The sequence below is a fragment of the Cupriavidus sp. CuC1 genome (genome assembly GCF_044627735.1).
GTDB classification, from domain to species: domain Bacteria; phylum Pseudomonadota; class Gammaproteobacteria; order Burkholderiales; family Burkholderiaceae; genus Cupriavidus; species Cupriavidus ulmosensis.
Genome location: NZ_JBIUHC010000020.1, coordinates 70082 through 90919 on the forward strand (window position 1 = coordinate 70082; position 20838 = coordinate 90919).

Below are 20838 nucleotides of genomic sequence, written 5' to 3' on the forward strand. Positions count from 1 at the left end.
GCCAGGGAGCCGGCATCATGCAAAGCTATCGTTCAGACCCGACCATCCCCACTGTCCAGCCTGTACAGCCTACACGCGCCATGCTGGCTGGCGCTGAGCCGCAAGCCCAGGCGCTCGACCTGGAAAGCAGCCGCGTGCTGCGCTTCCATGCCAAGGCCGGCACGACCCTTTGCGTGCTGGAGGGCGAAATCGAACTCACCGAGGCGCCGCGCTGGCTGGCCGGCACCGTTTGGCGCCAGCCGCGCCGCCTGCCGGCCGGCAGCGTGGTGGCGCTGTCGCCGGGCTGGGTAGAAGTGCTAGCCCGTCAGGCCGCCTTGCTGCGGCTGCAGGCCCCCGCGGCAAGGCCCTGGTGGAATCGCTGGCTGCGGCTGGCGCAGGCATGAATCCATGGAGAGCAACACGATGGGATCGTCCATATCGACGTGCCCGCCACGCTGGCCGACGGCGCGCAGACCCAGCACCTTGGCGACCTCACCTTCCCGGTGCTGCGCCGCCTGGTGGACGATGTGGTCACGGTCAGCGACGCAGAGCCGGTCGAGGCCATGGCCTTCTTCGCCGGGCGCATGAAGATGATGGTCGAGCCGACCGGCTGCCTGGCCGGGACAGCCGCCTTGGGGCGGTCAGTCCTGGTGGTCGTGCGCGCTCAGCATGGCATGGGCCACCAGGTCCAGGGCGGGCCGGGTGTCGCCGTTCTTGTCGGTCCAGACCTTGGGCGTGAGGCTACCCGACAGCGCCACCGACTCGCCATCCTCCAGCGCCAGCAGGCCTGCGCGCACCTTGTCGGCAAACGCGATCACGTTGACGATGACGGTGTCGCCATCGTTGATCGCGGCCTTGAGCTTGGCGGTCACGTACTGGCTGCCGCCCTGGCCGGTACGCTCGCTGGCGTGGCCGTGGAGCCGGCCGCTGACTAGTGCGTCGATCATCTTGCTTCCTTCCTGGTCTGTTCTGTTCTGTTGGGCACGCTGGCGTTGGGCACGGTAATGCCTTGCCGGGGTGCGGAAGATCTCACAATTTAGCGGTCTCGTGGCAGAGAATGCGGACCCTGGCCCTAAAAACGATAAAATTGCGGTCCGGCCAGCCCGACGCTCAACCAGAGTGCAGTCAGCGCCCCTTCCAGGGCCGACCCACCGGCCGCAGAATTCCAGGTTCCCATGCTACGTCTAAGTGAAGTCAAACTCCCGCTCGACCATGCCGAGAGCGATCTCAAGGCCGTGGTCCTCGCCCGCCTCGCCGAGCTCGGCGTCAAGGCCGATGGCCTGACCGGGTTCACCGTGTACCGCCGCGCGCACGATGCCCGCAAGCGTTCCGATATCAAGCTCACCTACATCATCGATATCGCGGTGAAGGACGAAGCCGCGGCGATCAAGCGCATGGCCGGCAAGCCGAACTGGAGCGTGACGCCGGACATGGCCTACCGCTTCGTCGCGCAGGCGCCCGCGCCGGGCACCACGCTGCGCCCGGTGGTGATCGGCATGGGCCCGTGCGGGCTGCTGGCCGGGCTGATCCTGGCGCAGATGGGCTTCAAGCCGATCATCCTGGAACGCGGCAAGGAAGTGCGCGAGCGCACCAAGGACACCTTCGGCCTGTGGCGCAAGAGCGTGCTCAACCCCGAGTCCAACGTACAGTTCGGCGAGGGCGGGGCCGGCACCTTCTCTGACGGCAAGCTCTACAGCCAGATCAAGGACCCGAAGCATTACGGCCGCAAGGTGCTTGACGAGTTCGTCAAGGCCGGCGCGCCGGAAGACATCCTCTACCTCGCGCGCCCGCACATCGGCACGTTCCGCCTGGTGAGCATGGTGGAGAAGATGCGCGCCGAGATTTTCTCGCTCGGCGGCGAGATCCGCTTCGAGACCCGCGTCGAGGACGTCGACATCGAGGGCGGCAAGATGCGCGGCCTGACGCTGTCCAACGGCGAGTACCTGCAGGCCGACCACGTCGTCCTGGCGGTCGGCCACAGCGCGCGCGACACCTTCGAGATGCTGCACGAGCGCGGCGTGTTCATGGAGGCCAAGCCGTTCTCGCTGGGTTTGCGCATCGAGCACCCGCAGGGCATGATCAACAGCAGCCGCTTTGGCAAGTTCGCTGGCAACAAGCTGCTGGGTGCCGCGGACTACAAGGTGGTGCACCACGCCAGCAACGGCCGCGCTGTGTATAGCTTCTGCATGTGCCCGGGCGGCACGGTGGTGGCCGCGGCCTCGGAGCCGGGCCGCGTGGTCACCAACGGCATGAGCCAGTACATCCGTGCCGAGCGCAACGCCAATGCCGGCATCGTGGTGGGCATCACGCCGGAGGATTTCCCCGGCGGCCCGCTGGCCGGCATCGCCTTCCAGCGCCACTGGGAAGAGCGCGCGTTCGAGCTTGGCGGGCGCAACTACAATGCGCCGGCCCAGCTGGTGGGCGACTTCATCGCGCGCCGGCCTTCCACCGCGATGGGCTCGGTCGAGCCTTCGTACAAGCCGGGCGTCACGCCGACGGACCTGTCCACCGCGCTGCCCGACTACATCATCGAAGCCATCCGCGAAGCGCTGCCCGAACTCGACAAGAAGATCGCTGGCTTTGCCATGCATGACGCGGTGCTGACCGGCGTGGAAACGCGTACGTCATCGCCGTTGCGCATCCGCCGCAAGGATAACTACCAGAGCATGAACGTGGAAGGCCTGTACCCGGCCGGCGAAGGCGCCGGCTATGCGGGCGGCATCTACTCCGCGGCCATCGATGGCATCGAAGTGGCCGAGGCCGTGGCATTGAGCATCGTCAACGGCAAGGCGGGCTGAACGGGTTTTAGCCTGCGGCAGGCCTGGCAGCTTCCAGCCAGGCCGCAGCCCCCAGCCCGGCCGCGCGCCCGCTGGCAAAGCAGGCGGTCAGCAGGTAGCCGCCGGTGGGCGCCTCCCAGTCCAGCATTTCGCCGGCGCAGAACACGCCCGGCACGGCGCGCAGCATCTGATGCGCGTCCATCGCCTCGAACGCGACGCCGCCCGCGCTGCTGATCACTTCATCGATCGGGCGCGCGCGCAGCAGGCGCAAGGGCAGCGCCTTGATCGCCGCCGCCAGCCGCGCGGGATCGGCAAATTCCTCCTTTGACAAGCACTCACGCAGCAGCCCGGCCTTCACGCCGGTGATGCCCAGCTTGCTCTGCAGGTGGCTCGACAGCGAGCGCGCGCCGCGCGGGCGCTGCACCGCTTCGGCCACGCGTTCGGCAGACAGGCCCGGCGCCAGGTCGAGATGGATCGTAGCCGCGCCGGTGGCTTCCAGCAGGTCGCGCATTGGCGCGCTCAATGCATAGACCAGGCTGCCCTCGATACCGCCGGCGGTGATGACGAACTCGCCCTGGCGATAGTGCTCCACGCCATCGCGGTCGCGCAGCCCGAGGGCCACGGCTTTCAACGGATGGCCGGCAAAGCGCGTGTGGAAGTGCTCGCTCCAGGCTACGTCGAAGCCGCAGTTGGCGGGGCGCAAAGTGGCGATGTCCACCCCGCGTGCTGCCAGCAGTGGTACCCATGCGCCGTCGGAGCCCAGGCGCGCCCAGCTGCCGCCGCCAAGCGCCAGCACCGTGGCATCGGCATGAACCAGCCGCTCGCCATCCGGCGTGGCAAAGCGCAGCTTGCCCGATGCATCCTCCCAGCCGCGCCAGCGATGCCGCATATGGAACTGCACGCCGGCTTCGCGCAGGCGATGCAGCCACGCGCGCAGCATCGGCGCGGCCTTCATGTCGGTGGGGAAGACGCGGCCCGAACTGCCGACGAAGGTCTCGATGCCGAGCCCGTGCACCCAGTCGCGCAGCGCTTGCGGATCGAAGCCAGCCAGCAGCGGCGCGATCTGCGCGCTGCGCTTGCCATAGCGCCCGAGGAAGGGCTGTGCCGCTTCGGAATGCGTGAGGTTCATGCCGCCGCGGCCGGCCATCAGGAATTTCCGGCCGACCGAGGGCATGGCGTCGTACACGTCCACGCGCAATCCACGCGCCGCCAGCACTTCGGCCGCCATCAGGCCGGCCGGCCCGCCGCCGATGACGGCGACGCTGGCGGTGGAGGCGGAAGCGGTGGAAGAGGGCATGGCTTGAATCCGGGGAAACGCAGTCGATCGGGGAATGCTGGCCGCGTGGAGATGCTGCCTGCGGCGGATCGGATTATATAGGTCGGCCCTTCGCCGGGGCTCAGGCGGGGGGCTGCTAAGATGGCCCCTTTGCCTATTTCGCGCGCGCCACCGGTTTGCTGCATCTGTCCATGTCCCTGTCGTCCACTTTCTCATTGCCTCGATCCGCCGCGCGCGCCCTCGTGCCGGTGCTACTGAGCCTGCTGGCCGCCATGCAGCCAGCGCTCGCGCAGGAGACCGCGCAAGGGCTGCAGGAAAAGGCGATGAAGGGTGATTTCCTGTCGCAGCGCAACCTGTCGTACTGCCTGCAGTCCGGCTGCCTCGGGCTGGAGCGCGACCGCGTCAAGGCCTGCATGTGGCGCAAGGTGATCGTGCTGTCCGGCGAGCGCCATGTCACCGACCTGGATACCGCCAACCTGGAGTACGTCTGCGGCAAGCTGGGCACGGCCGAGCGCGATGCGGCCATGCGCCAGGCCGAGGCGCTGGCCAAGCAGATCTACGGGCCGCGGCGCTGAGCGGCTTTGGCGTGCCTGGGCGGGAGGCTAAAATAGCGGTTTAGCGCCGCCACTCATCGCCATGCCCACCGCTTCGCCATCCACCCAGTCCGTCATAGACGCTACCCAGCAATGGCTGGAGCGCGCGGTGATCGGCCTCAACCTGTGCCCTTTCGCAAAGGCTGTGCACGTGAAGCGGCAGATCCGCTATGCGGTGAGCGATGCCACCGATACCGAGGGCGTGCTGACCGATCTCGAGACCGAGCTGCGCATGCTGGCCGAGGCCGACCCCGCCGAGATCGACACGACCCTGCTGATCGTGCCGCATGCGCTGGCGGAGTTTCTCGACTACAACGATTTCCTCTACTTCGCCGAGCGTTTGCTCAAGAGCCTGCGCCTGGCGGGCGTCCTGCAGATTGCGAGCTTCCATCCGCACTACGAGTTCGGCGGCAGCGAGCCGGACGACATCGAGAACTACACCAACCGCGCGCCTTACCCCATCCTGCACCTGCTGCGCGAAGACAGCATCGCACGGGCCGTGGCGGCCTTTCCCGATGCGTCGGACATCTACGAGCGCAACCAGGAAACCATGCGCCGCCTCGGCCATGACGGCTGGCGCAGGCTGATGACCGAGGCCGGCGGGCAATAAATCTGGCAATAGGCCGGGTAATAGGCTGGGTAATAGGCTGGGTAATAGGCTGGGTAATAGGCCGGGCAATAAAAAACGCGCCGCATCGGCGGCGCGTGGAGGCGGGCTCGGGAACGCCTCAGCCGGCAGCCGCGGCTGCCGGCTCGCCAGCATGGTCCTGCGTATAGAAGCGCGATTCCATCTCTTCCAGTCCCAGCGTGCGCAGCACTTCACCCAGCCGCTCGGCCGGGCGGCGGCGCGGCAGGTCCTTGTACTGCGCGATGATCAGTTCGTTCTTCATCGAGTGCTCCCAGCCCACCAGTTCGGTCACGCTGACCTGGTAGCCGTGGGCCTCCAGTTGCAGGCAGCGCAGCACGTTGGTCACCTGGCTGCCGAACTCGCGCGTATGCAGCGGATGGCGCCAGATCTCGGTCAGCGGATTGCCGGCCAGCAGTTGGCCCTTGTGCTTGCGCAGCACGCCGGCCACCTCGGCCTGGCAGCATGGCACCACCACGATGTACTTGGCGCGTTTTTCCAGCGCGAAGCGGATCGCATCGTCCGTGGCCGTGTTGCAGGCGTGCAGTGCGGTGACGATGTCGATGGTGGGCGGCAGTTGATCCGACGTGATGGAGTCCGCCACCGACAGGTTCAGGAACGACATGCCCTTGAAACCCAGCCGGCTGGCTAGCTCCTGCGAGCTGCGCACCAGCTCCTCGCGCGTCTCGATGCCGTAGATGTGCGACTGGTCGAGCCGCTCCTTGAAGAACAGGTCGTACAGGATGAAGCCGAGGTAGGATTTGCCGGCGCCGTGGTCGACCAGCGTCACGTCGGGGTGATCCTGCTTGAGATCCTGCAGCAGCGGCTCGATGAACTGGAACAGGTGGTAGACCTGCTTGAGCTTGCGGCGGCTGTCCTGGTTCATCTTGCCGTCGCGCGTGAGGATATGCAGCGCCTTGAGCAGCTCGATGGACTGGCCGGGACGGATTTCGTGGGGGCTGGACGCCGGTGCGGCGGGCGTCTTGGACGCCGGGGACTTCTGGGCCATCTGGGATGTCTGGAACCTGGGGAAAAGCGGTGAGGCGTGCGCCAAAGCCGGACGACGCTGCGCCGGTACAGCGGCAGTTTACCGAAAGTCGCGCTTGCTCGGGCGAGTGGCGCAACCGGCGCACGCTGGCGCAGTCTTGCCAGGCCGCCTAAAGCAAGCAGTAATCCACCGGTTCGAGCGGCGGTGGCAGCTCGGTTTCGCCCATCGCTTCCTTCATGCCGATCTCGATCGTGCGGCAGAGCGCATCGAGCGGCAGGTCGTTGGCGCGCGTGCCGAACGGCTCTTCCAGTTCATCGCCCAGCGCATCCAGGCCGAAGAAGGTGTACGCCACGATGGCCACCACGACGGGCGTGACGAAGCCGATGGTATCCACCAGCCCGAACGGCAGCAAGAAGCAATACAGGTAGGCGGTACGGTGCAGCAGCAGCGTGTACGAGAAAGGGATGGGCGTGCTGTGGATGCGGTCGCACGCCACCGCCGTGGCCACCATGGCCGACAAGGTGCCGTCGATGCCGGCGGCGAGGCAGGGCTCCACGCGGTGCTGCCGCACGCACTGGCCCAGGTCCTCGCCCATGCGCATCATCAGCAAGGCGGGCGCATTGGTGCTGCGCTGCAGCTCGGCAAGCTCCGCCGGGCGCAGCCAGGCGGGGTCCAGGCCGGTGGCGGCGCTGGTGCCGCGCAAACGGTTGCGCAGCGCGTAGGCATAGGCAATCGTGCGGGAAATCATGCGCACGCGCGCGTCGTTGAGGCCCGCCGGTTTATGGCCGGCGCTGTCGGGCACGTTGTCTGCGATCAGGCTGAAGCATTGGCGTGCCAGGTTCTGGCTGCGCACCACCAGCTCGCCCCACAGCTTGCGGCCTTCCCAGAAGCGGTCGTAGGCGGCGGTATTGCGAAAGCCCAGGAAGATGGCCAGCGGCAGGCCGATCAGCGTGAAGGGGATGGCCGTGAGCGTGACCTTGTGCTGGAAGAACGCACCGTGGCTGATGGTGACGGCAACCGCTACCAGGAAATTCACCAGCAGCACGCGCCAGATGCGTGACAGGATCGAGCCTCGCAGGACCAGGAACAACCTCGGTCCCGATGGGCGGTCTCGCACAATCATCTGTGATCCCCTGGTGTTGCGGCGCGGCGTTCCGTCAATGGGCAGAAGTGTACATTTTTCGCCCGGGGTTTGCCCTGAGGGTGGGTTGGGGGCGGGCGCGGCGGCTCAAGTTTTCCGCGAACTGGCCGATGGTGTTGTGTGCGTCAGAAGGGGCTGAGATCCCACGGCGCATCAATGACATCCCCGGCTTCAAGGGCCTGCCTGGCAGGCCACGGGCACCGGGCGGCCGCGCCATTGCGCAGCGGCGGCGCGGCACCGCCGAGGCCGGGATTGCGGACGACCCGAGGACGGGGCGGAGACGTCCGGACACGATCCATCAAGGGAACAACCGAATGGAAGACCGGGGACAAGACACAGCGGCCGGCGGTTTGCAGGTCAGTCTGGATGACAGCGCCAGGCAGCTGCGCGCGGCATATGCCGTCACGCCGGGCCGGATGGCACCGGACCGCGCCGCGCTGCAAGAGGCGCTGGCCGGTGGCGGCTGGGCAGACGCGAAACTGGACACCGCCGCGATCGGCACCTTTCTCGCGCAATGCCAGCGCGCCACCGAGGGGGCATCCGTGGAGGCGCTGATCGGCGAGCTGACGGACGGCTATTTCGATCTCAGCGTCAGCAGCGACAACCTGAGCGTGCGGCTCAACCTGCTGCCGCCGCAGGGCGGGCGCGAGGTGACGCGGGACGAAATCCGTGCCGCGCTGGCCGAGCGCGGCGTCAAAGCCGAACCGGACAGTGTGGCCCTGCGCGGAGCGGTCGAGGCGGGCTATTGCGATGGGCTGGAGATTGCCACGGGACGCGCGCCGTTGCCCGGCACGCCCGCGCGCTTCGAGAGCCTGCTGGCCCCCCCAAAGCCGCTGGTGGCCGAGGACGAAAGCGGCCGCATCGACCTGCGCGACCTGGGCACGCTGTTGCTGGTGAATCCCGGCACGCCGCTGATGCGGCGCATCCCGGCCCGCCAGGGCAGCGACGGTGTCGATGTCTTCGGCAAGGTCGTGCCCGCCGTGCCGGCCGCCGATCCGCCGTTCGCGGACGGCCTGACCGGCGTGGCGCCCGATCCCGCCGATCCCGAGGTGCTGGTGGCCACGATCTCAGGCTCGCCGGCCTTGCTGGCGCAGGGCGCATCGGTGAGCCCGGTGGTCGATGTGGCAGCTGTGGACATGCACTCCGGCAACATCACCTTCGACGGCACGCTGCGCGTCAACGGCGATATCAAGACCGGCATGACCGTGCGCGTGACCGGCGATGTCATCGTCAGCGGCACCATCGAGGCTGCCCATGTGGAGGCGGGCGGCAATGTGGTGGTAAAGGGCGGCATCATCGGCAAGGCCGAGGGCACGCATCAGGCCGCGCAGCAGGGCGCCGACAGCGCCGTCGCGCTGGCGCGGGTGACCTGCAAGGGCTCTGTGCATGCGCGCTTCATCGAAAGCGCGGTGGTCGAGGCCGGCACCGAGGTCAAGGTTGAAAGCGGTATCCGCCAGAGCGACGTCGCCGCCGGGCGCAGCATCGTTGCCGGCAGCCCCAAGGATGGCCAGGGCAACATCACCGGCGGGCGCTGCCGTGCGCAACTGGCCGTGCGCACCGCCACGCTTGGCGCCTCCGCAGGCACCGCCACCACCGTGCAGGTGGGCACCAATCCCTATGCCGAGACCGAGAAGGCCGAGGTAGAGGCCCAGCGCCGCCAGCTCGAGACCGAGCAGGCCAAGGTGCAGCAGCTGGTCAGCTTCTTCGCCAAGAATCCCGAGAAAGCCGTCGGCGACCTGCGCGAGAAGGCGCGCGCCACGCTGTTCAAGCTCACCCGCGACTCGATTGCACTCGACGCCAGGCTGGCCAAGCTTGCCGAGCAGCTACGGCCGTCTCCCGAGGCGGTGATCGAGGTGAGCCGGCGTATCCACGGCGGGTGCAGCCTGCATATCGGGCCAAAGTCGATGAAGATCATGGAGGACAAGCCGGGCGGCCATATCCGGCTGGTGGAGGACCGCATCGCGCTGGTCTGAGCCACCCTGCTTCCCATCACACGCCCGCCGCCGCGCTTTTGCGCGGCGGTTTTGCATCCGCCGTGCGCAACGAGATGCGCAATGTGATGCGGAACGGTATGCGGAACAGTACGCGGAACACGTTACGTGACGCGTAACACGCCGCGGCCTCTCCGGGGCCGTGGCGCCCGCTTCCCGCGCAAGCGGCAATCCCTTGCCCAGTAAGGCCGAGCGGCCTGCCCCGCTCCGCGCGAGGGCCCGCGCCGGCGGCTGGCACGTGCCTTGCACCGTACCCTGTCAGGCGTCCCCGCTGGCGCCGTTCCAAAAACAAAGGGAGGAATCATGGACATGGCACTCACCAGCCGGGCAGGCGTAGACAGCATCACCTCGCGAGGTGTCTCGTCGGGCGTGCCATCGGCCATGTCGACGCGGCAGGTTGCCAGGCTGCCGCTGGCGTCGCACGGCACCGCGCCGCTCAAGGCGGTGGTGATCGACGAATGTGCGCTGCTGCGCCTCGGCCTGACCCGCATGCTGGAGAGCATGCCAGGCGTGGAACAGGTGGATGGCGCGGATCCCGACGATCTCTCGATGCACGGAACGACGATCCGCGAGGCCGGCTTGCTGGTGTTTGGCATGCCGCAGGACGTGACCAGCGGCTGGCGCCTGCTGCGCAAGCTGCGCGGCATGCTGCCCGCCCAGCGGGTGCTGCTGCTGTCGGACAATATGTGGCTGCACATGCCGCCGCCGGAGATGGGCTACGGCATCTGCTGCTGCCTGCCCAAGACCGCCGCCCTGGTGACCCTGGAAGCCGCCATCAGCAGCATGCTCGAGGCCGAGGTGCTGGCCGCCTGAGCCGCGCTTCAATCCACCCCGGCCGCATCTGCCACGCCGGCGATCCTTTCGCGCAGCCAGAGGATCGCCGGGTCGGCGTGGTTGCGCGGGTGCCATGCCGCGAACAGGGAAAACCCGTTCGCCTCGACGGGCAGTGCAAAGGCGTCCAGCCGGTCGCCGTAGCGTTGCGCCAGCCGGCGGGGCAACGTGGCCACGTAGTGGCTGTGGCTGAGCAGTTCGGGCACCAGGGTAAAGGTCTGCACCGATAGCACCACCTTGCGCCGCCGCCCCAGCGCCTCCAGTTGCTCATCCATGTAGCCGTGGAAGCTGCCGCCGCTGGTCGACACCAGCACGTGATCCAGTGCGCAATACGCATCCAGGTCCAGCGGGCGCTTGCCGCGCGGATGGTGCTTGCGCTGGACCATCACGAAGCGCTCGTCGAGCAGCTTCCTCGCCTTCATCGACGGCGCCACCATCCGCTCGGAGCCGATCAGCAGGTCCACCTCGCCAAGCTCCAGCCTGGCGCCGATGGTGGCGGGATCCGCCGCTACGAACGCCATCTGCACACCCTGGCCCGCCATTCCCGACAAGCTCTCCATCAGCCGTAGCCCGAGCACGGCGATGGCATTGTCGCTAGCCGCCACCACGAAGCGCCGCGTATCCGTCAGCGGGTCGAACGCCGCGCGGTGGCGCACCACGGATTCCAGGTTCTTCAGGGCCGCATGCAGCGGCTCGGCCAGCGCGATGGCCAGCGCCGTCGGCGTCATGCCGCGGCCCGTTTCCGTGGGGATGAGCAACGGGTCGCCAAAGACATGCCGCAAGCGCGCCAGCTGGGTGGAAACCGCGGGCTGCGTCAGGTGCAGGCGTGCCGCGGCCCGCGTGACATTGCATTCCGCCAGGAGCGTATCCAGCGAGACCAGCAGATTCAGGTCGATGCCTCTGAGATCAATCATTTTGATAGGTCGGATATCAGTAATTGATTTAAAAGATAGGTCGGCGGTGCCTAGAGTGCAATCGTGCTCGCGCATCGGCGTGCCATTTCATCGGAGGACAACGACATGGACCAGGACATGAATTTGAAGCCGGACCCGAACCCGGCCCTGAACCAGATCAACATGAAGGCCTGGATGCTCGACCAGCCCGGACAAGCCCTGGCACTCCGGGATGTGCCCGCGCCGCAGCCGCGCGCGGGCGCGGTTGTGGTGCGGATGGAGGCGGTGCCGCTCTTGAGCTACACCCGTGCGTACCTGCAAGGCACGCTGCCCTACGCGTACCCGCCGGGGCCCTTTAGCCCCGGCACCAATGGCATCGGCCGTATCGCCGCAGTGGGCGAGGGCGTGCAATCGCTGGTGGTTGGCCAGCGGGTCGCCGTGAATCCGCTCTGGCGCAGCAGCGAAGCCGGGCCGGAGCCCGAGCAGATCCTGGTCGGCCTGACCGGCATCAGCGCTGGCAGCGCCGCCATGCTCGCTGCTTTCCCCCACGGTACGCTGCGTGAATTGGCCGAGTTGCCGGCCTCGACCCTGATCCCGCTGCACGGGCTGGAGCACCTGAGCGCCGCGCGGCTGGCGACGCTGGCCAAGTTCATCGTGCCCTTCGGCGGCTTGCGCCGCGGCAGGCTGCAGGCGGGGGAGACGGTAGCCATCAATGGCGCCAGCGGGTACTTCGGCAGCGCGGCGGTGATGGCGGCGCTCGCCATGGGCGCGGCCAGGGTCATCGCGCTGGGGCGGCGCGCGGCGCCGCTGGAACGGCTGGCCGCGCTCGGTGGCAGCCGGGTGGTGCCGGTGATCCTGCATGGCGATGCCGACGCGGACGCTAGAGCGATCCGAGCCGCCGCGGGCGGCCGGGTCGACCTGGCTTTCGATATGGTCGGGCAGGCGAGCGATGCCAGCGCCACGCTCGCGGCGCTCAAGAGCCTGCGGCGTGGCGGGCGGCTGGTGCTGATGGGCAGCATGCAGGTGCCGCTGCCGATTCCCTATGGCGAGATGCTGCGCAATAACTGGGAGTTGATCGGCCATTTCATGTATGAGAGCGCCGACTACCTCGCCCTGGTGGCACTGGCAGCCTCGGGTCAGTTAGCGCTGGATGCCGTGCAGGTGGAGACCTTTGCCTTCAGCGAACTGGAAAGCGCGATCGATGCGGCGGGACGCATGGACGGACTGGCCTGCACGGTTGCGCTGCTTGGGGTGGACGGGAAGTGACTTGGGAGGCGGCGGCAATGCCGCCGACGGCTTGATGCGCATCTTGCAGCACTCCCAAGTATGAACCACGTTCACTTGTCTGTAAATTCAGACATGTAGCTATTCAGTATCGCAAATGGCAGGTCTATGTTGATTCTTCGTCACAACCGCTCCCCATCAACAGCGATTGCGGCGATCGACGAGGGAAGCGTCGATTTTCTGAAGCCTCAACATAAGACAGGAAGAACATGCCAAAGACTGCTCACGAAGCGGTGACCTCGCCTATGCATCCGGTCGCCACCTGCTTCACCCCGACCCGGCTGAGCGCCATCGCGCTCGCTTCGCTGGCGCTGACCCTGGGTGCCTGCGGCGGCGACGATCCCATCGCTACCACCCCGGCATCGACCACGCCCGCTGTAGTCGCAGGCTGCGAACTGAACGGCACCACCGGCGGCGAAGCCGTGGTGCTGCCGGGCGACCCCAACGCCCCGGAAATCGCCACCGGCTATGCACCGAAGAACACGGTCTACGCCAAGACCTATATGGCGGTGACCAACAACCCGGTCTCGACCAAGGCCGCCTGCGACGTGCTGAAGAACGGCGGCACGGCGGTGGACGCCGCGGTAGCGGCGCAGATGGTGCTGAACCTGGTCGAGCCGCAATCGTCCGGCATCGGCGGCGGCTCCTTCATCATGTACTACGACGCGGCCACCAAGCAGGTCACCGCCTACGATGGGCGTGAAATGGCGCCGGCCGCCGCCGACGGCAACTATATCCAATGGAAGTCCGCCGCCGACCAGACCCTGCCGGCGCCCAACCCGACGCACAGCGGCCGCTCCATCGGCACGCCCGGCACGCTGCGCGTGCTGGAGCTGGCGCACGGCGAGCACGGCAAGCTGGCCTGGAAGGACTTGTTCTCTCCCGCCATCAAGCTGGCGACCGATGGTTTCCCGATTCCGCCCCGCATGGCTGCCGCGATCGCCTCGGCGGTCAGCAACCCGGTCACGGCCCCCAGCATCAAGCGCGATGCCGAGATGGCCGGATATTTCCTCAACGCCGACGGCACCCCGCGCGCGGTCAACACCATCATCAAGAACCCGGCGCTGGCCAATGTGTTCAGCGCGGTCGCCACCGGCGGCGCCGACGCCTTCTACAAGAATGGCCCGATCGCCCAGGCAATCGTCAACAAGATTCAGACCACGTACGGTGGGACCGCCACGCCGGGCGTGACCACCGTGGCCGACCTGGAGAGCTACGTCGCCAAGAAGCGCGCGGCGGTCTGCACGACCTACCGCGAGTACGAGATCTGCGGCATGCCGCCGCCGTCCTCCGGCGGCATCGCGGTGGCGCAGATCATGGGCATTATCGAGAACTACGAGATGTCGCGCTACGCGCCGTCGAACATGGACAAGAACGGCGGCCGCCCGAGCGTGCTCGGCGTCCACCTGATGGCCGAGGCGGGCAACCTGGCCTATGCCGACCGCAACAAGTACGTGGCCGACACGGATTTCATCGGCCTGCCGGGCGGCAGCTGGGAGAGCATGCTGAACAAGCCCTACCTGCGCAAGCGGGCGGACCTCATCAGCACGGTGGGTTCCATGACGCTGCCGGTCGCCGCGGGCGACCTCGGCGCCGTGCCGCTCGCGCCGTCGATCATCAACGAGCACGGCACCACGCACCTGTCGCTGACCGACAAGTACGGCAACGTCGTCTCGATGACCACCACCATCGAAGCGGGCCTCGGCTCGTATCACTTCACCAACGGCTTCCTGCTCAATAACCAGCTGACCGACTTCAACGCGGCCCCCGCCGATGCCGGCGGCACGCCCATCGCCAACCGCGTGCAGCCGGGCAAGCGCCCGCGCAGCTCGATGGCGCCCAAGCTGGTGTTCAAGCGCAACGCCGACGGCTCGCGCGGCGACTTCTACATGACCACCGGCTCGCCGGGCGGCGCCAGCATCATCCAGTACGTAGCCAAGACCCTGGTGGGCGTGCTGGACTGGAAGATGGACGCGCAGCAGGCCGTGTCGATGATCGACTTCGGTGGCTCGAACAGCGCCGCAAGCGGCATGATGGTCGGTGGCGAGCATCCCAACGTGGATGCCACCAAGCCGGCCGGCGGCCTGGCCGGCGACAACGACCCGCTGGTCAAGGGCCTGCGCGGGCTCGGCCACGTGGTCAACGTGACGGCACAGTCGAGCGGCCTGAGCGCCATCATCCGCACCACCGTGGGCGGGTCGACGGCGCTGGTCGGCGGGGCCGATCCGCGCCGTGAAGGCGTGGTGCTGGGCGATACGTTCAAGCCATAAGCCGGGCCGGAAGGGATTTGCGGAAATTTCTCAGCGTGCATTAGGAAATGGCTGATAGGTCGAAGCGAGCCCGCTCGCTACAGTAACCAGATACCGCTCTCTCCCCGGGGGTGGTATTCCCGATGAGGGCCTAATCCCTTGGTCCTCTTTCCGTAGCGCTGCATGCTCTCGCATGTGGCGCTATTTTTTTTGCCCGGCCTTTCTTGCCCCCCGCCGTTGCGTCACGGGAATCGCTTACCAGACCCGGATCTTGATCTGCAGCGAGATGCAGCCATCCACCTTTCCCCGCATCGTCGGCACATAGAGCAGGTTCGCACCCACGCGCCCGTACTCGATGCTGATCACCGGCGCCGCCATCGGCGACCAGCCACCATGATTGACATCCGGATACCCCCGCACCGCGCCCGCCGTCGCGCCAATCCGCACCGGGCCAAGATGCAAGGGCTGCCAGGTGACGCTGGCGTAGGTGGAGTGGTGGCGCATGCTGTTGCGGTATTCGCCCGCGGACACGGTGAAATCCTCGGTGACGCGGACATCGGCGCCCACGCCCCAGTTGGCCGCGTTGTAGTGCGCCGCATGATTGAAGTGGTACGAGAAAAACCCGGCGTTCAGCCAGACCTGCGGGCTGAAGGCGGGCGTCGCCGTAGCCTTCGCCGAATCTGCCGGCGTGTCTGGCGGTGTGCTGTCATCCGCGCGGGCGGTGACGGCCCACAGGGATGCGCCTAGCGCAAACACCATCAGGAGCTTGCGCGGAAAAAGGCGATACCTCGCCGCGCCAGGAACTGGATAAGCATCCATGGCCGCTTCCTTGTCGATTGTCTTGGCTGGGAGCTGGCTGGACGCGACGCGAATCGGCGCGTGGGCGCAGCCATCCTGCGCGAGTCCGGCGTGGCGCCGGCGGCCCTAGGTGGCGGCGGTGTGCATGGTGTTCCCCGGTTGCGTGGCAAGTGCGAACGCGTGCCGTCTACTGCGCGGCCGGTTCGTCATCGATCCCGGCGGCCAATTGGATTGGCGGGCCGGCGTTATATTTGTCGTGTTACCAGTCTGGTGCTTCGGCGCGGGCTATTCAATCAATCGAATGCCGTAAGCCTATGGAGGGGATTGGAGGGCAAGCGAATGTCAACGTCCCGGTAACACGGGACGTTCCGCGAGCTTGCGCAGGCAGGGGGGAGGGTTTAGATGCCGCTGGCGGCTGCCAGGCGGCAGCCCAGGACATAGCGCGATCAGGCGAACACGCGTTCGACGATGCGGGCAGGGGTGCGCCGCGGCGCTCGGGTCATGCGGGAGACGCGCTGGCCGAATTCGCCTGCCCGTGCGCCATTGCACACCAGGCCAGGTGCGCGGTGCAATTGGATGGCTCAGCACGCATGCCTTGCACGCGCATGTCCGGAAAATCCGATGCGTCGAGCCAGACCGACAGGAAGGCGCCCATCGCATCCAGCAGCGTGTCCGAGTTGATGCCGGTCGGCCCGCCCACCTTCGGGCAGATGACCAGGTGGGTGCCCTCGTGCGAATACACGCGCAGTGTCTTGACCAGGTCCGCCGGCTGCAGGTGATGCTCCGAGCAGGGCACGCCCTGGAAGCCGAACGCCAGCAGGAATTCCTCCTCCTCGGCCTTTCCAGTGCAGAGAATCACCTTGGGGCGCATGCGCCGGCGCTGCTCCGCGATAAAGCGGAAGCGCCCACCCTGGCGGCAGAATTCCACATAGCGCCAGCTCGGGCTGAGGCACGGGTTGCGACGAAAGGCCTCGATCTGCGAGAGGTCCATCTGCTGCGGCTTGGGCAGGGGGTAGAGGTTGACCTTGAACTCCCAGCCGTGCGGCGCGTAAAGGTACTGGTCGAAGTAGCCGCGCCAGTCCAGCCCCGGCATGGTTTCACGCAGCGTTGCCGCGCGCGTCGCCGCCATGATGCGGGCGAGGCGCTGGTGCGTTTGCCAGCGCGGCATGTCGTGCCGGTGGCGCTCGCGGAATGCGCTGTCCCAGGCAGGCGGCTCATGCACCGGTACCAGCGAGGCACCCGGCGAAGACGCAAGCAGGTGCGGCTCCTTGTCGCATATCCAGACAGCCGCGCCGATGTTCCCTCCCTCCATGCCGGCGTACGAAGAGAAATACGCGTCCAACTCTTCACTGCTGAAAACTGATGTCATTTGATTCCCCATTCGTCGTTGCCCGTCATGCAAGCCCCAGTCGGTCCATGGGGCAGTCGACAGGGTTTCCCGCGTAGCAGCGGCATGGCGCCGTGCCGTCGATGCGCACGCGTTGCCTGCCGTGTCGTTGTTGTCGTGCTTCGCCTGGCCTGCAGCATGTGCACCCGCCTGCCGGACGGGCGCGCCATGCTTGGCCGGATCCAGCGCGGCGCTGCTCGCTCGCGCGTGAATGACAAGGACTAGCGCAATCGCCGTGCCATAGGGCCGATGGCGCTTGCTGGCGCGCTGCAGTCGTGGCGCGAGGTGGGTACGATCAGGCTGGAAGCGGTGCCAGATAAGGGATTGCGGGCGATCTGGCTAGGGCGGGGCGGGGGCGGGCGCTGTGGGCCGCCGCGCGGGGAGGATGGCGCGGCGGTGTTACGCGTTACGTAACGCGGGCTGTGTGGGGGAACGCGTGGCCGCTTTGCCAGCGTCTTGCGCTGAGAGCGAGTGAAGATGGATGGCGATCTAGGACAACGGAGATTCGTGTCTAACTGGTCAAACGCACCAGGAGGCCGCGATGAGCACATGTATCAGAAACCTCACAACCTGTGCGGCCTTGTTGCTGACCGGCTGCGTGGTAGTGCCTGCTTATGATGCCTATGGCTACGGTTACCCGGCCTACGGCGCCTATGAGCCTTACTATCCCGCTTACCCCTATGGCCCCTACTACAACTACGGTTGGTGGCCTGGATTTTATGGCGGTGCGGTTTTCTTCGGCGGCGGTGGCCATGGCGGGGGACGCCACGGCGGCCGCGGAGGTGGCCGTGGCCGCTGAGCCGTGTCGCGCTCATTCAGGCTCAGCCCGTAGCGTGTCGCACCGACCTTCGACAAGGGCATGAACTTTCGCCGCACTCCTTCACCGCGGCGCTCGGCCTGACCTTAGTCCGGTTACGTTGTCGACCACGTCATTCCTCTTTGCAATTGCGGTGCCGACGAGCCAGGTAATCTGCAATGGCAGACCGTCGAGGAGGCCAGGGTCAAGGACAGACGGGAGCGCAGGATCTGCAGCGCTCCATCGTCGACGCATTGACGCCATTCCAGAGGGCTGCCCTCGGGTGCGCATACCTATGAGCTGGGTGCCGTCCCAAACGGGCCTGTCGCCCCGGTGTCAGCGCTTCCAGGCTATCGGCGCGGAGGCAGAGCAGGTGGCGAATTTGCCAGACCAGGTCCTGCTGGTGGCGACCTGGATGCGTTGCTCGTTGACTGGCTCGAGCTGCCGTTGCCGGCGCTCGGCCAGGCTGTTGGCCACGCTGGTCAGCGCTGACTTGCATGCCGCCTCCGCCGCGCTGGAGCGCACGAAGAACTGCGGATAGCGATAGTTGACCATGAGGGTGAAACCGTCCGCGACGTACTCCACCGTGTATTCGGTGTTGCTGTCATAGGTCGACATCTGTCGGCTGGCGGATGGCGCGGGCGTCGTGCAAGCCGCTGATATCAGGCAGGCCACTGCTGCCAGCATCTTTTTGTATTGCACAGCATGATCTCCATGGATTGCATTGCAGGGAGCGACGCGCGCACCTTGGCACGTGCGAGTCCGCGGCTGGATGGTACCAAGGAATGGCGGCGCAGGAATCCGGACAAATATGGGACCGGCATGTTCCTGCAAGGATGGCTTCTTCGAAGCCGATGTACGACTTCGCTATCCGTGATGTAATGAAAAGGCGAGCGTATCCGAAGGTAACCGCTTCCCTTAAGATTCGACGGGATCGCTTCAAGGGGGGCGGGTTTGAGGCTGGCCACGCGCTAGCTACATGGATCGAAAATCCTGTACCGATGGCTGCATGGTGGCTACATGAACCCCAGAAACAACAAAGCCCAACCGGACAGGTTGGGCTAAGTGCTTGAATCTTATGGTGCAGAAGAGAGGAATCGAAAACTGACTGGAAGACCAAGGCAGGTAAGGGTTGGGGTCGGATTTCATCGATGCATACACAATCTCATACACTTTTAGCTCGTCGCTACCCCTGTCTGAGTGCCTTCTTTGCCACGATTGCCCAAGGTTGGCAAGGCGCCGTCAAACCCGGACAGGAGTGGCGGATGACATACCTGTCCGCCACGATGGGGCAATCGGCTCGGGGCTGCTCGACGCGTGATTTTCCCGGCCTGTTGGCCGCGGCCTAAAATACAAGGTAGGTCGTCATTCTGTCAGGAGGTCACCATGCTTGCCGCATTCATCCTGGCGGCCGTGATTGTTGCCCTGTACATTTTCGCCGTCAGGGCTGAGTTCTTTCACAAGTCGCCGCTCTACCCTGAACACGCGCACCCGCTTCACTACTGGTGGGACCGCTTGGTCCACCACAAGAAGTAGGGGTAGGCAACCAGCCCGCCACCGGCGGGCTTTTTGTTGCTTACGGACTTCAGAATACGGGAATGGCTTGCACACGCTTTACCCGTCGCCGCCGGATCGGCTCACGCTCGGAATCGCCAGTGGAAATTCTTGTCTAACTGCTCAAACGCGCCAGGAGGCGGCGATGAGCGCCTGTGTTAGAAACTTCACAATCTGTGCGGCCTTGTTGCTGACCGGCTGCGTGGTAGTGCCTGCTTATGATGGCTATGGCTATGGCTACAGCTACCCAGCCTACGGCGCCTATCCCTATGAGCCTTACTATCCCGCTTACCCCTACGGCCCCTACTACAACTACGGTTGGTGGCCTGGATTTTATGGCGGTGCGGTTTTCTTCAGCGGCGGTGGTCATGGCGGGGGACGCCACGGCGGCCGAGGTGGCCGTGGTCGCTGAGCCATGTCGCCTCACTGATTGAGCGCCGCGATTACCCGCGCATTCAGCCCCAGTCGGTAGAGCGTCGCGCCCGTCTGGGTCACCACAGCCTGTTTCCTTCGCCTCGACGGTCGGGAGGGCCACGGCTATCGTGTCGCAAGCTCGATGACGAGCGCATGGGCGGGGGTGTTCTGCTTTACGTGCGCTGGCGCACATACCCATCTACTCGACCGCGCTCCCCAGGTGTTTACTGCTTACTGCTTACTGCTTACTGTCGGCTGATCGTCCGTCATTTGCAGCCTCGCAGCGGGCAGTTTCATAGAGGGGAATCCGCCAATGAAGCGCTTACAGATTATCTGCCTCGTGCTGCTCCTTGTGGGGTGCGGGACAGCGAGAACCTTGGTCATCGAGCCCATCAAGCGACCCAACCAATTTCAGCGGGCCGAGCTCGTCGAGAACAAGGCGACGGTGACAGTGCCAGCGGCCGTCACCGAAAAATTCCGATCCGTGGTCGAGACGGGGCTGTATGAGAAAGACGCCTTCAAGCGCGGAGGTGACTTGCGCATTGTCTACACTTTCATCTCCCACAACCCTGGGAGCCAGTTCCAGCGCTGGTTTTGGGGCGGTATAGGCAATGCCGGCGAAGGATCGCTGGTTATCATGGTCCGCTACCTCGACGCGTCCGACACTGAGCTTGCAAAGACCGAGGTCGAGGGCCGGATCGGCAGCGGCTTCTTTGGCGGCGAGTTCGATGAAGCGATTACCAAGGCGGGCGAGGCCCTCGTGAAGTTTACAGTCGAGAACTTCGCGGCACACTGATGGCGGGCGGCTCCGTGCTCAATACGCGCTACTTGAGACCACGCGATGAATGGCCGTCTGCTGGCTCTTCTCCTGCCAGTCCTCCTCTTCGCTTGCGCAGTGCCACCAGCGCCAAGTTCGTGCTCACCGGCGCTGCGGGACGAGTCAGGGAGAATCGCTCGCAACCATACCGCCGTCGCGCAATTCAAGCGGCTCAATCCCTGCCCAGCCAATGGTGCCCGCTCCGGGCCATGCCCGGGTTACGTGGTCGACCACGTCATCCCTCTCTGTCATTGCGGGGCCGACGAGCCAAGCAATATGCAGTGGCAGACCGTCGAAGAGGCCAAGGTCAAGGACCGGTGGGAGCGCCGGATCTGCGGCACGCCATCGTTGCCGCGATGACGTCGTTCCTAGTACTACTGTGTTAAAAAATAAGGCATTATTTGCTTATCTTCAAGTGAGTTACGAGGAAAGCGATGGAAGCCTC

General features: G+C 66.0%; 19 protein-coding genes, 1 tRNA gene and 2 pseudogenes. 14 read left to right on the forward strand and 8 right to left on the reverse strand.

Annotated features, from left to right (window positions below):
- The first annotated feature begins 17 nt into the window (after nt 1-17).
- Both ACGLHR_RS11580 and ACGLHR_RS11585 read left to right on the forward strand, forming a co-directional pair.
- Nucleotides 18-383, forward strand: coding sequence for a hypothetical protein (locus ACGLHR_RS11580; RefSeq protein ID WP_400093913.1), 366 nt, complete (start codon nt 18-20; stop codon nt 381-383).
- A gap of 24 nt (nt 384-407) precedes the next feature.
- Nucleotides 408-611 (forward strand): annotated as a pseudogene (locus ACGLHR_RS11585) (pyridoxal-phosphate dependent enzyme); the annotation flags it as partial.
- Nucleotides 612-620: 9 nt separating this feature from the next.
- Here ACGLHR_RS11585 and ACGLHR_RS11590 read toward each other — a convergent pair.
- Nucleotides 621-926 carry a single-stranded DNA-binding protein gene (locus ACGLHR_RS11590; protein ID WP_318234802.1) on the reverse strand — a complete coding sequence of 102 codons (306 nt, stop codon included), beginning with the start codon at nt 924-926 and terminating at the stop codon, nt 621-623.
- Nucleotides 927-1154: 228 nt separating this feature from the next.
- Between ACGLHR_RS11590 and ACGLHR_RS11595 the strand changes: the two genes are divergently transcribed.
- The gene (locus ACGLHR_RS11595; protein WP_400093915.1) at nt 1155-2777 is read left to right on the forward strand and encodes an NAD(P)/FAD-dependent oxidoreductase; all 1623 of its coding nucleotides are present in this window, start codon (nt 1155-1157) and stop codon (nt 2775-2777) included.
- A gap of 7 nt (nt 2778-2784) precedes the next feature.
- Here ACGLHR_RS11595 and ACGLHR_RS11600 read toward each other — a convergent pair whose 3' ends face one another.
- Entirely contained in the window at nt 2785-4053 is a 1269-nt protein-coding gene (locus ACGLHR_RS11600) for a TIGR03862 family flavoprotein (protein WP_400093917.1), read from the reverse strand.
- A 170-nt stretch (nt 4054-4223) separates the two neighbouring features.
- Between ACGLHR_RS11600 and ACGLHR_RS11605 the strand changes: the two genes are divergently transcribed.
- Both ACGLHR_RS11605 and ACGLHR_RS11610 read left to right on the forward strand, forming a co-directional pair.
- Entirely contained in the window at nt 4224-4607 is a 384-nt protein-coding gene (locus tag ACGLHR_RS11605) for a hypothetical protein (protein WP_400093918.1), read from the forward strand.
- Between the two features lie 61 nt (nt 4608-4668).
- Nucleotides 4669-5235 (forward strand): DUF1415 domain-containing protein, encoded by a 567-nt coding sequence (locus tag ACGLHR_RS11610; protein WP_400093920.1) that lies wholly within the window; start codon nt 4669-4671, stop codon nt 5233-5235.
- A 118-nt stretch (nt 5236-5353) separates the two neighbouring features.
- On the opposite strand, the gene ACGLHR_RS11615 is transcribed toward ACGLHR_RS11610, so the two are convergent.
- Nucleotides 5354-6259: a class I SAM-dependent methyltransferase gene (locus ACGLHR_RS11615; protein WP_400093921.1), complete on the reverse strand. Its 906-nt coding sequence runs from the start codon at nt 6257-6259 to the stop codon at nt 5354-5356.
- A 100-nt stretch (nt 6260-6359) separates the two neighbouring features.
- Here ACGLHR_RS11615 and ACGLHR_RS11620 point away from each other — a divergent pair.
- A tRNA-OTHER gene (locus tag ACGLHR_RS11620) sits at nt 6360-6463 on the forward strand.
- Here the strand turns inward: ACGLHR_RS11620 and ACGLHR_RS11625 are convergent.
- Nucleotides 6414-7361: pseudogene (locus tag ACGLHR_RS11625) on the reverse strand (bestrophin family protein); the annotation flags it as partial. The gene ACGLHR_RS11620 and the pseudogene ACGLHR_RS11625 sit on opposite strands and share 50 nt — an antisense overlap.
- A gap of 332 nt (nt 7362-7693) precedes the next feature.
- Here ACGLHR_RS11625 and ACGLHR_RS11630 point away from each other — a divergent pair.
- Both ACGLHR_RS11630 and ACGLHR_RS11635 read left to right on the forward strand, forming a co-directional pair.
- A complete protein-coding gene (locus ACGLHR_RS11630) occupies nt 7694-9352 on the forward strand; it encodes a DUF342 domain-containing protein (protein WP_400093922.1) in 1659 nt (552 codons plus the stop codon).
- 327 nt (nt 9353-9679) lie between these two features.
- A complete protein-coding gene (locus ACGLHR_RS11635) occupies nt 9680-10183 on the forward strand; it encodes a DNA-binding response regulator (protein ID WP_400093924.1) in 504 nt (167 codons plus the stop codon).
- Nucleotides 10184-10191: 8 nt separating this feature from the next.
- On the opposite strand, the gene ACGLHR_RS11640 is transcribed toward ACGLHR_RS11635, so the two are convergent.
- Entirely contained in the window at nt 10192-11115 is a 924-nt protein-coding gene (locus ACGLHR_RS11640) for a LysR family transcriptional regulator (protein ID WP_400093926.1), read from the reverse strand.
- Nucleotides 11116-11277: 162 nt separating this feature from the next.
- Between ACGLHR_RS11640 and ACGLHR_RS11645 the strand changes: the two genes are divergently transcribed.
- Entirely contained in the window at nt 11278-12360 is a 1083-nt protein-coding gene (locus ACGLHR_RS11645) for a zinc-binding dehydrogenase (RefSeq protein WP_400093940.1), read from the forward strand.
- Between the two features lie 263 nt (nt 12361-12623).
- Entirely contained in the window at nt 12624-14648 is a 2025-nt protein-coding gene (locus ACGLHR_RS11650; protein WP_400093941.1) for a gamma-glutamyltransferase family protein, read from the forward strand.
- Between the two features lie 234 nt (nt 14649-14882).
- On the opposite strand, the gene ACGLHR_RS11655 is transcribed toward ACGLHR_RS11650, so the two are convergent.
- Together ACGLHR_RS11655 and ACGLHR_RS11660 are read right to left on the reverse strand one after the other, a co-directional pair.
- A complete protein-coding gene (locus ACGLHR_RS11655; RefSeq protein ID WP_400093927.1) occupies nt 14883-15446 on the reverse strand; it encodes a hypothetical protein in 564 nt (187 codons plus the stop codon).
- Nucleotides 15447-15924: 478 nt separating this feature from the next.
- Entirely contained in the window at nt 15925-16794 is an 870-nt protein-coding gene (locus ACGLHR_RS11660) for a transcriptional regulator (protein ID WP_400093928.1), read from the reverse strand.
- A 559-nt stretch (nt 16795-17353) separates the two neighbouring features.
- On the opposite strand from ACGLHR_RS11660, the gene ACGLHR_RS11665 reads away from it, so the two are divergent.
- Nucleotides 17354-17611 (forward strand): hypothetical protein, encoded by a 258-nt coding sequence (locus ACGLHR_RS11665; RefSeq protein WP_400093930.1) that lies wholly within the window; start codon nt 17354-17356, stop codon nt 17609-17611.
- Between the two features lie 333 nt (nt 17612-17944).
- On the opposite strand, the gene ACGLHR_RS11670 is transcribed toward ACGLHR_RS11665, so the two are convergent.
- Complete coding sequence (locus ACGLHR_RS11670) at nt 17945-18310, reverse strand: hypothetical protein (protein ID WP_318235037.1); 366 nt, start codon at nt 18308-18310, stop codon at nt 17945-17947.
- A gap of 684 nt (nt 18311-18994) precedes the next feature.
- Here ACGLHR_RS11670 and ACGLHR_RS11675 point away from each other — a divergent pair.
- The 3 genes from ACGLHR_RS11675 to ACGLHR_RS11685 all read left to right on the forward strand — a co-directional run bounded on the left by ACGLHR_RS11675 (nt 18995) and on the right by ACGLHR_RS11685 (nt 20372).
- A complete protein-coding gene (locus ACGLHR_RS11675) occupies nt 18995-19144 on the forward strand; it encodes a hypothetical protein (protein ID WP_318235038.1) in 150 nt (49 codons plus the stop codon).
- A 163-nt stretch (nt 19145-19307) separates the two neighbouring features.
- Nucleotides 19308-19574, forward strand: coding sequence for a hypothetical protein (locus ACGLHR_RS11680; RefSeq protein WP_400093932.1), 267 nt, complete (start codon nt 19308-19310; stop codon nt 19572-19574).
- A gap of 315 nt (nt 19575-19889) precedes the next feature.
- The gene (locus ACGLHR_RS11685) at nt 19890-20372 is read left to right on the forward strand and encodes a hypothetical protein (protein WP_318235040.1); all 483 of its coding nucleotides are present in this window, start codon (nt 19890-19892) and stop codon (nt 20370-20372) included.
- The last annotated feature ends 466 nt before the right edge of the window (nt 20373-20838 follow it).

Bases quoted from the DNA above. Each gene is read 5' to 3' on its own strand.
- ACGLHR_RS11580 (WP_400093913.1), top strand. From the start codon at position 18: ATGCAAAGCTATCGTTCAGACCCGACCATCCCCACTGTCCAGCCTGTA.
- ACGLHR_RS11590 (WP_318234802.1), bottom strand. From the start codon at position 926: ATGATCGACGCACTAGTCAGCGGCCGGCTCCACGGCCACGCCAGCGAG.
- ACGLHR_RS11595 (WP_400093915.1), top strand. From the start codon at position 1,155: ATGCTACGTCTAAGTGAAGTCAAACTCCCGCTCGACCATGCCGAGAGC.
- ACGLHR_RS11600 (WP_400093917.1), bottom strand. From the start codon at position 4,053: ATGCCCTCTTCCACCGCTTCCGCCTCCACCGCCAGCGTCGCCGTCATC.
- ACGLHR_RS11605 (WP_400093918.1), top strand. From the start codon at position 4,224: ATGTCCCTGTCGTCCACTTTCTCATTGCCTCGATCCGCCGCGCGCGCC.
- ACGLHR_RS11610 (WP_400093920.1), top strand. From the start codon at position 4,669: ATGCCCACCGCTTCGCCATCCACCCAGTCCGTCATAGACGCTACCCAG.
- ACGLHR_RS11615 (WP_400093921.1), bottom strand. From the start codon at position 6,259: ATGGCCCAGAAGTCCCCGGCGTCCAAGACGCCCGCCGCACCGGCGTCC.
- ACGLHR_RS11630 (WP_400093922.1), top strand. From the start codon at position 7,694: ATGGAAGACCGGGGACAAGACACAGCGGCCGGCGGTTTGCAGGTCAGT.
- ACGLHR_RS11635 (WP_400093924.1), top strand. From the start codon at position 9,680: ATGGCACTCACCAGCCGGGCAGGCGTAGACAGCATCACCTCGCGAGGT.
- ACGLHR_RS11640 (WP_400093926.1), bottom strand. From the start codon at position 11,115: ATGATTGATCTCAGAGGCATCGACCTGAATCTGCTGGTCTCGCTGGAT.
- ACGLHR_RS11645 (WP_400093940.1), top strand. From the start codon at position 11,278: ATGAAGGCCTGGATGCTCGACCAGCCCGGACAAGCCCTGGCACTCCGG.
- ACGLHR_RS11650 (WP_400093941.1), top strand. From the start codon at position 12,624: ATGCATCCGGTCGCCACCTGCTTCACCCCGACCCGGCTGAGCGCCATC.
- ACGLHR_RS11655 (WP_400093927.1), bottom strand. From the start codon at position 15,446: ATGGATGCTTATCCAGTTCCTGGCGCGGCGAGGTATCGCCTTTTTCCG.
- ACGLHR_RS11660 (WP_400093928.1), bottom strand. From the start codon at position 16,794: ATGACATCAGTTTTCAGCAGTGAAGAGTTGGACGCGTATTTCTCTTCG.
- ACGLHR_RS11665 (WP_400093930.1), top strand. From the start codon at position 17,354: ATGAGCACATGTATCAGAAACCTCACAACCTGTGCGGCCTTGTTGCTG.
- ACGLHR_RS11675 (WP_318235038.1), top strand. From the start codon at position 18,995: ATGCTTGCCGCATTCATCCTGGCGGCCGTGATTGTTGCCCTGTACATT.
- ACGLHR_RS11680 (WP_400093932.1), top strand. From the start codon at position 19,308: ATGAGCGCCTGTGTTAGAAACTTCACAATCTGTGCGGCCTTGTTGCTG.
- ACGLHR_RS11685 (WP_318235040.1), top strand. From the start codon at position 19,890: ATGAAGCGCTTACAGATTATCTGCCTCGTGCTGCTCCTTGTGGGGTGC.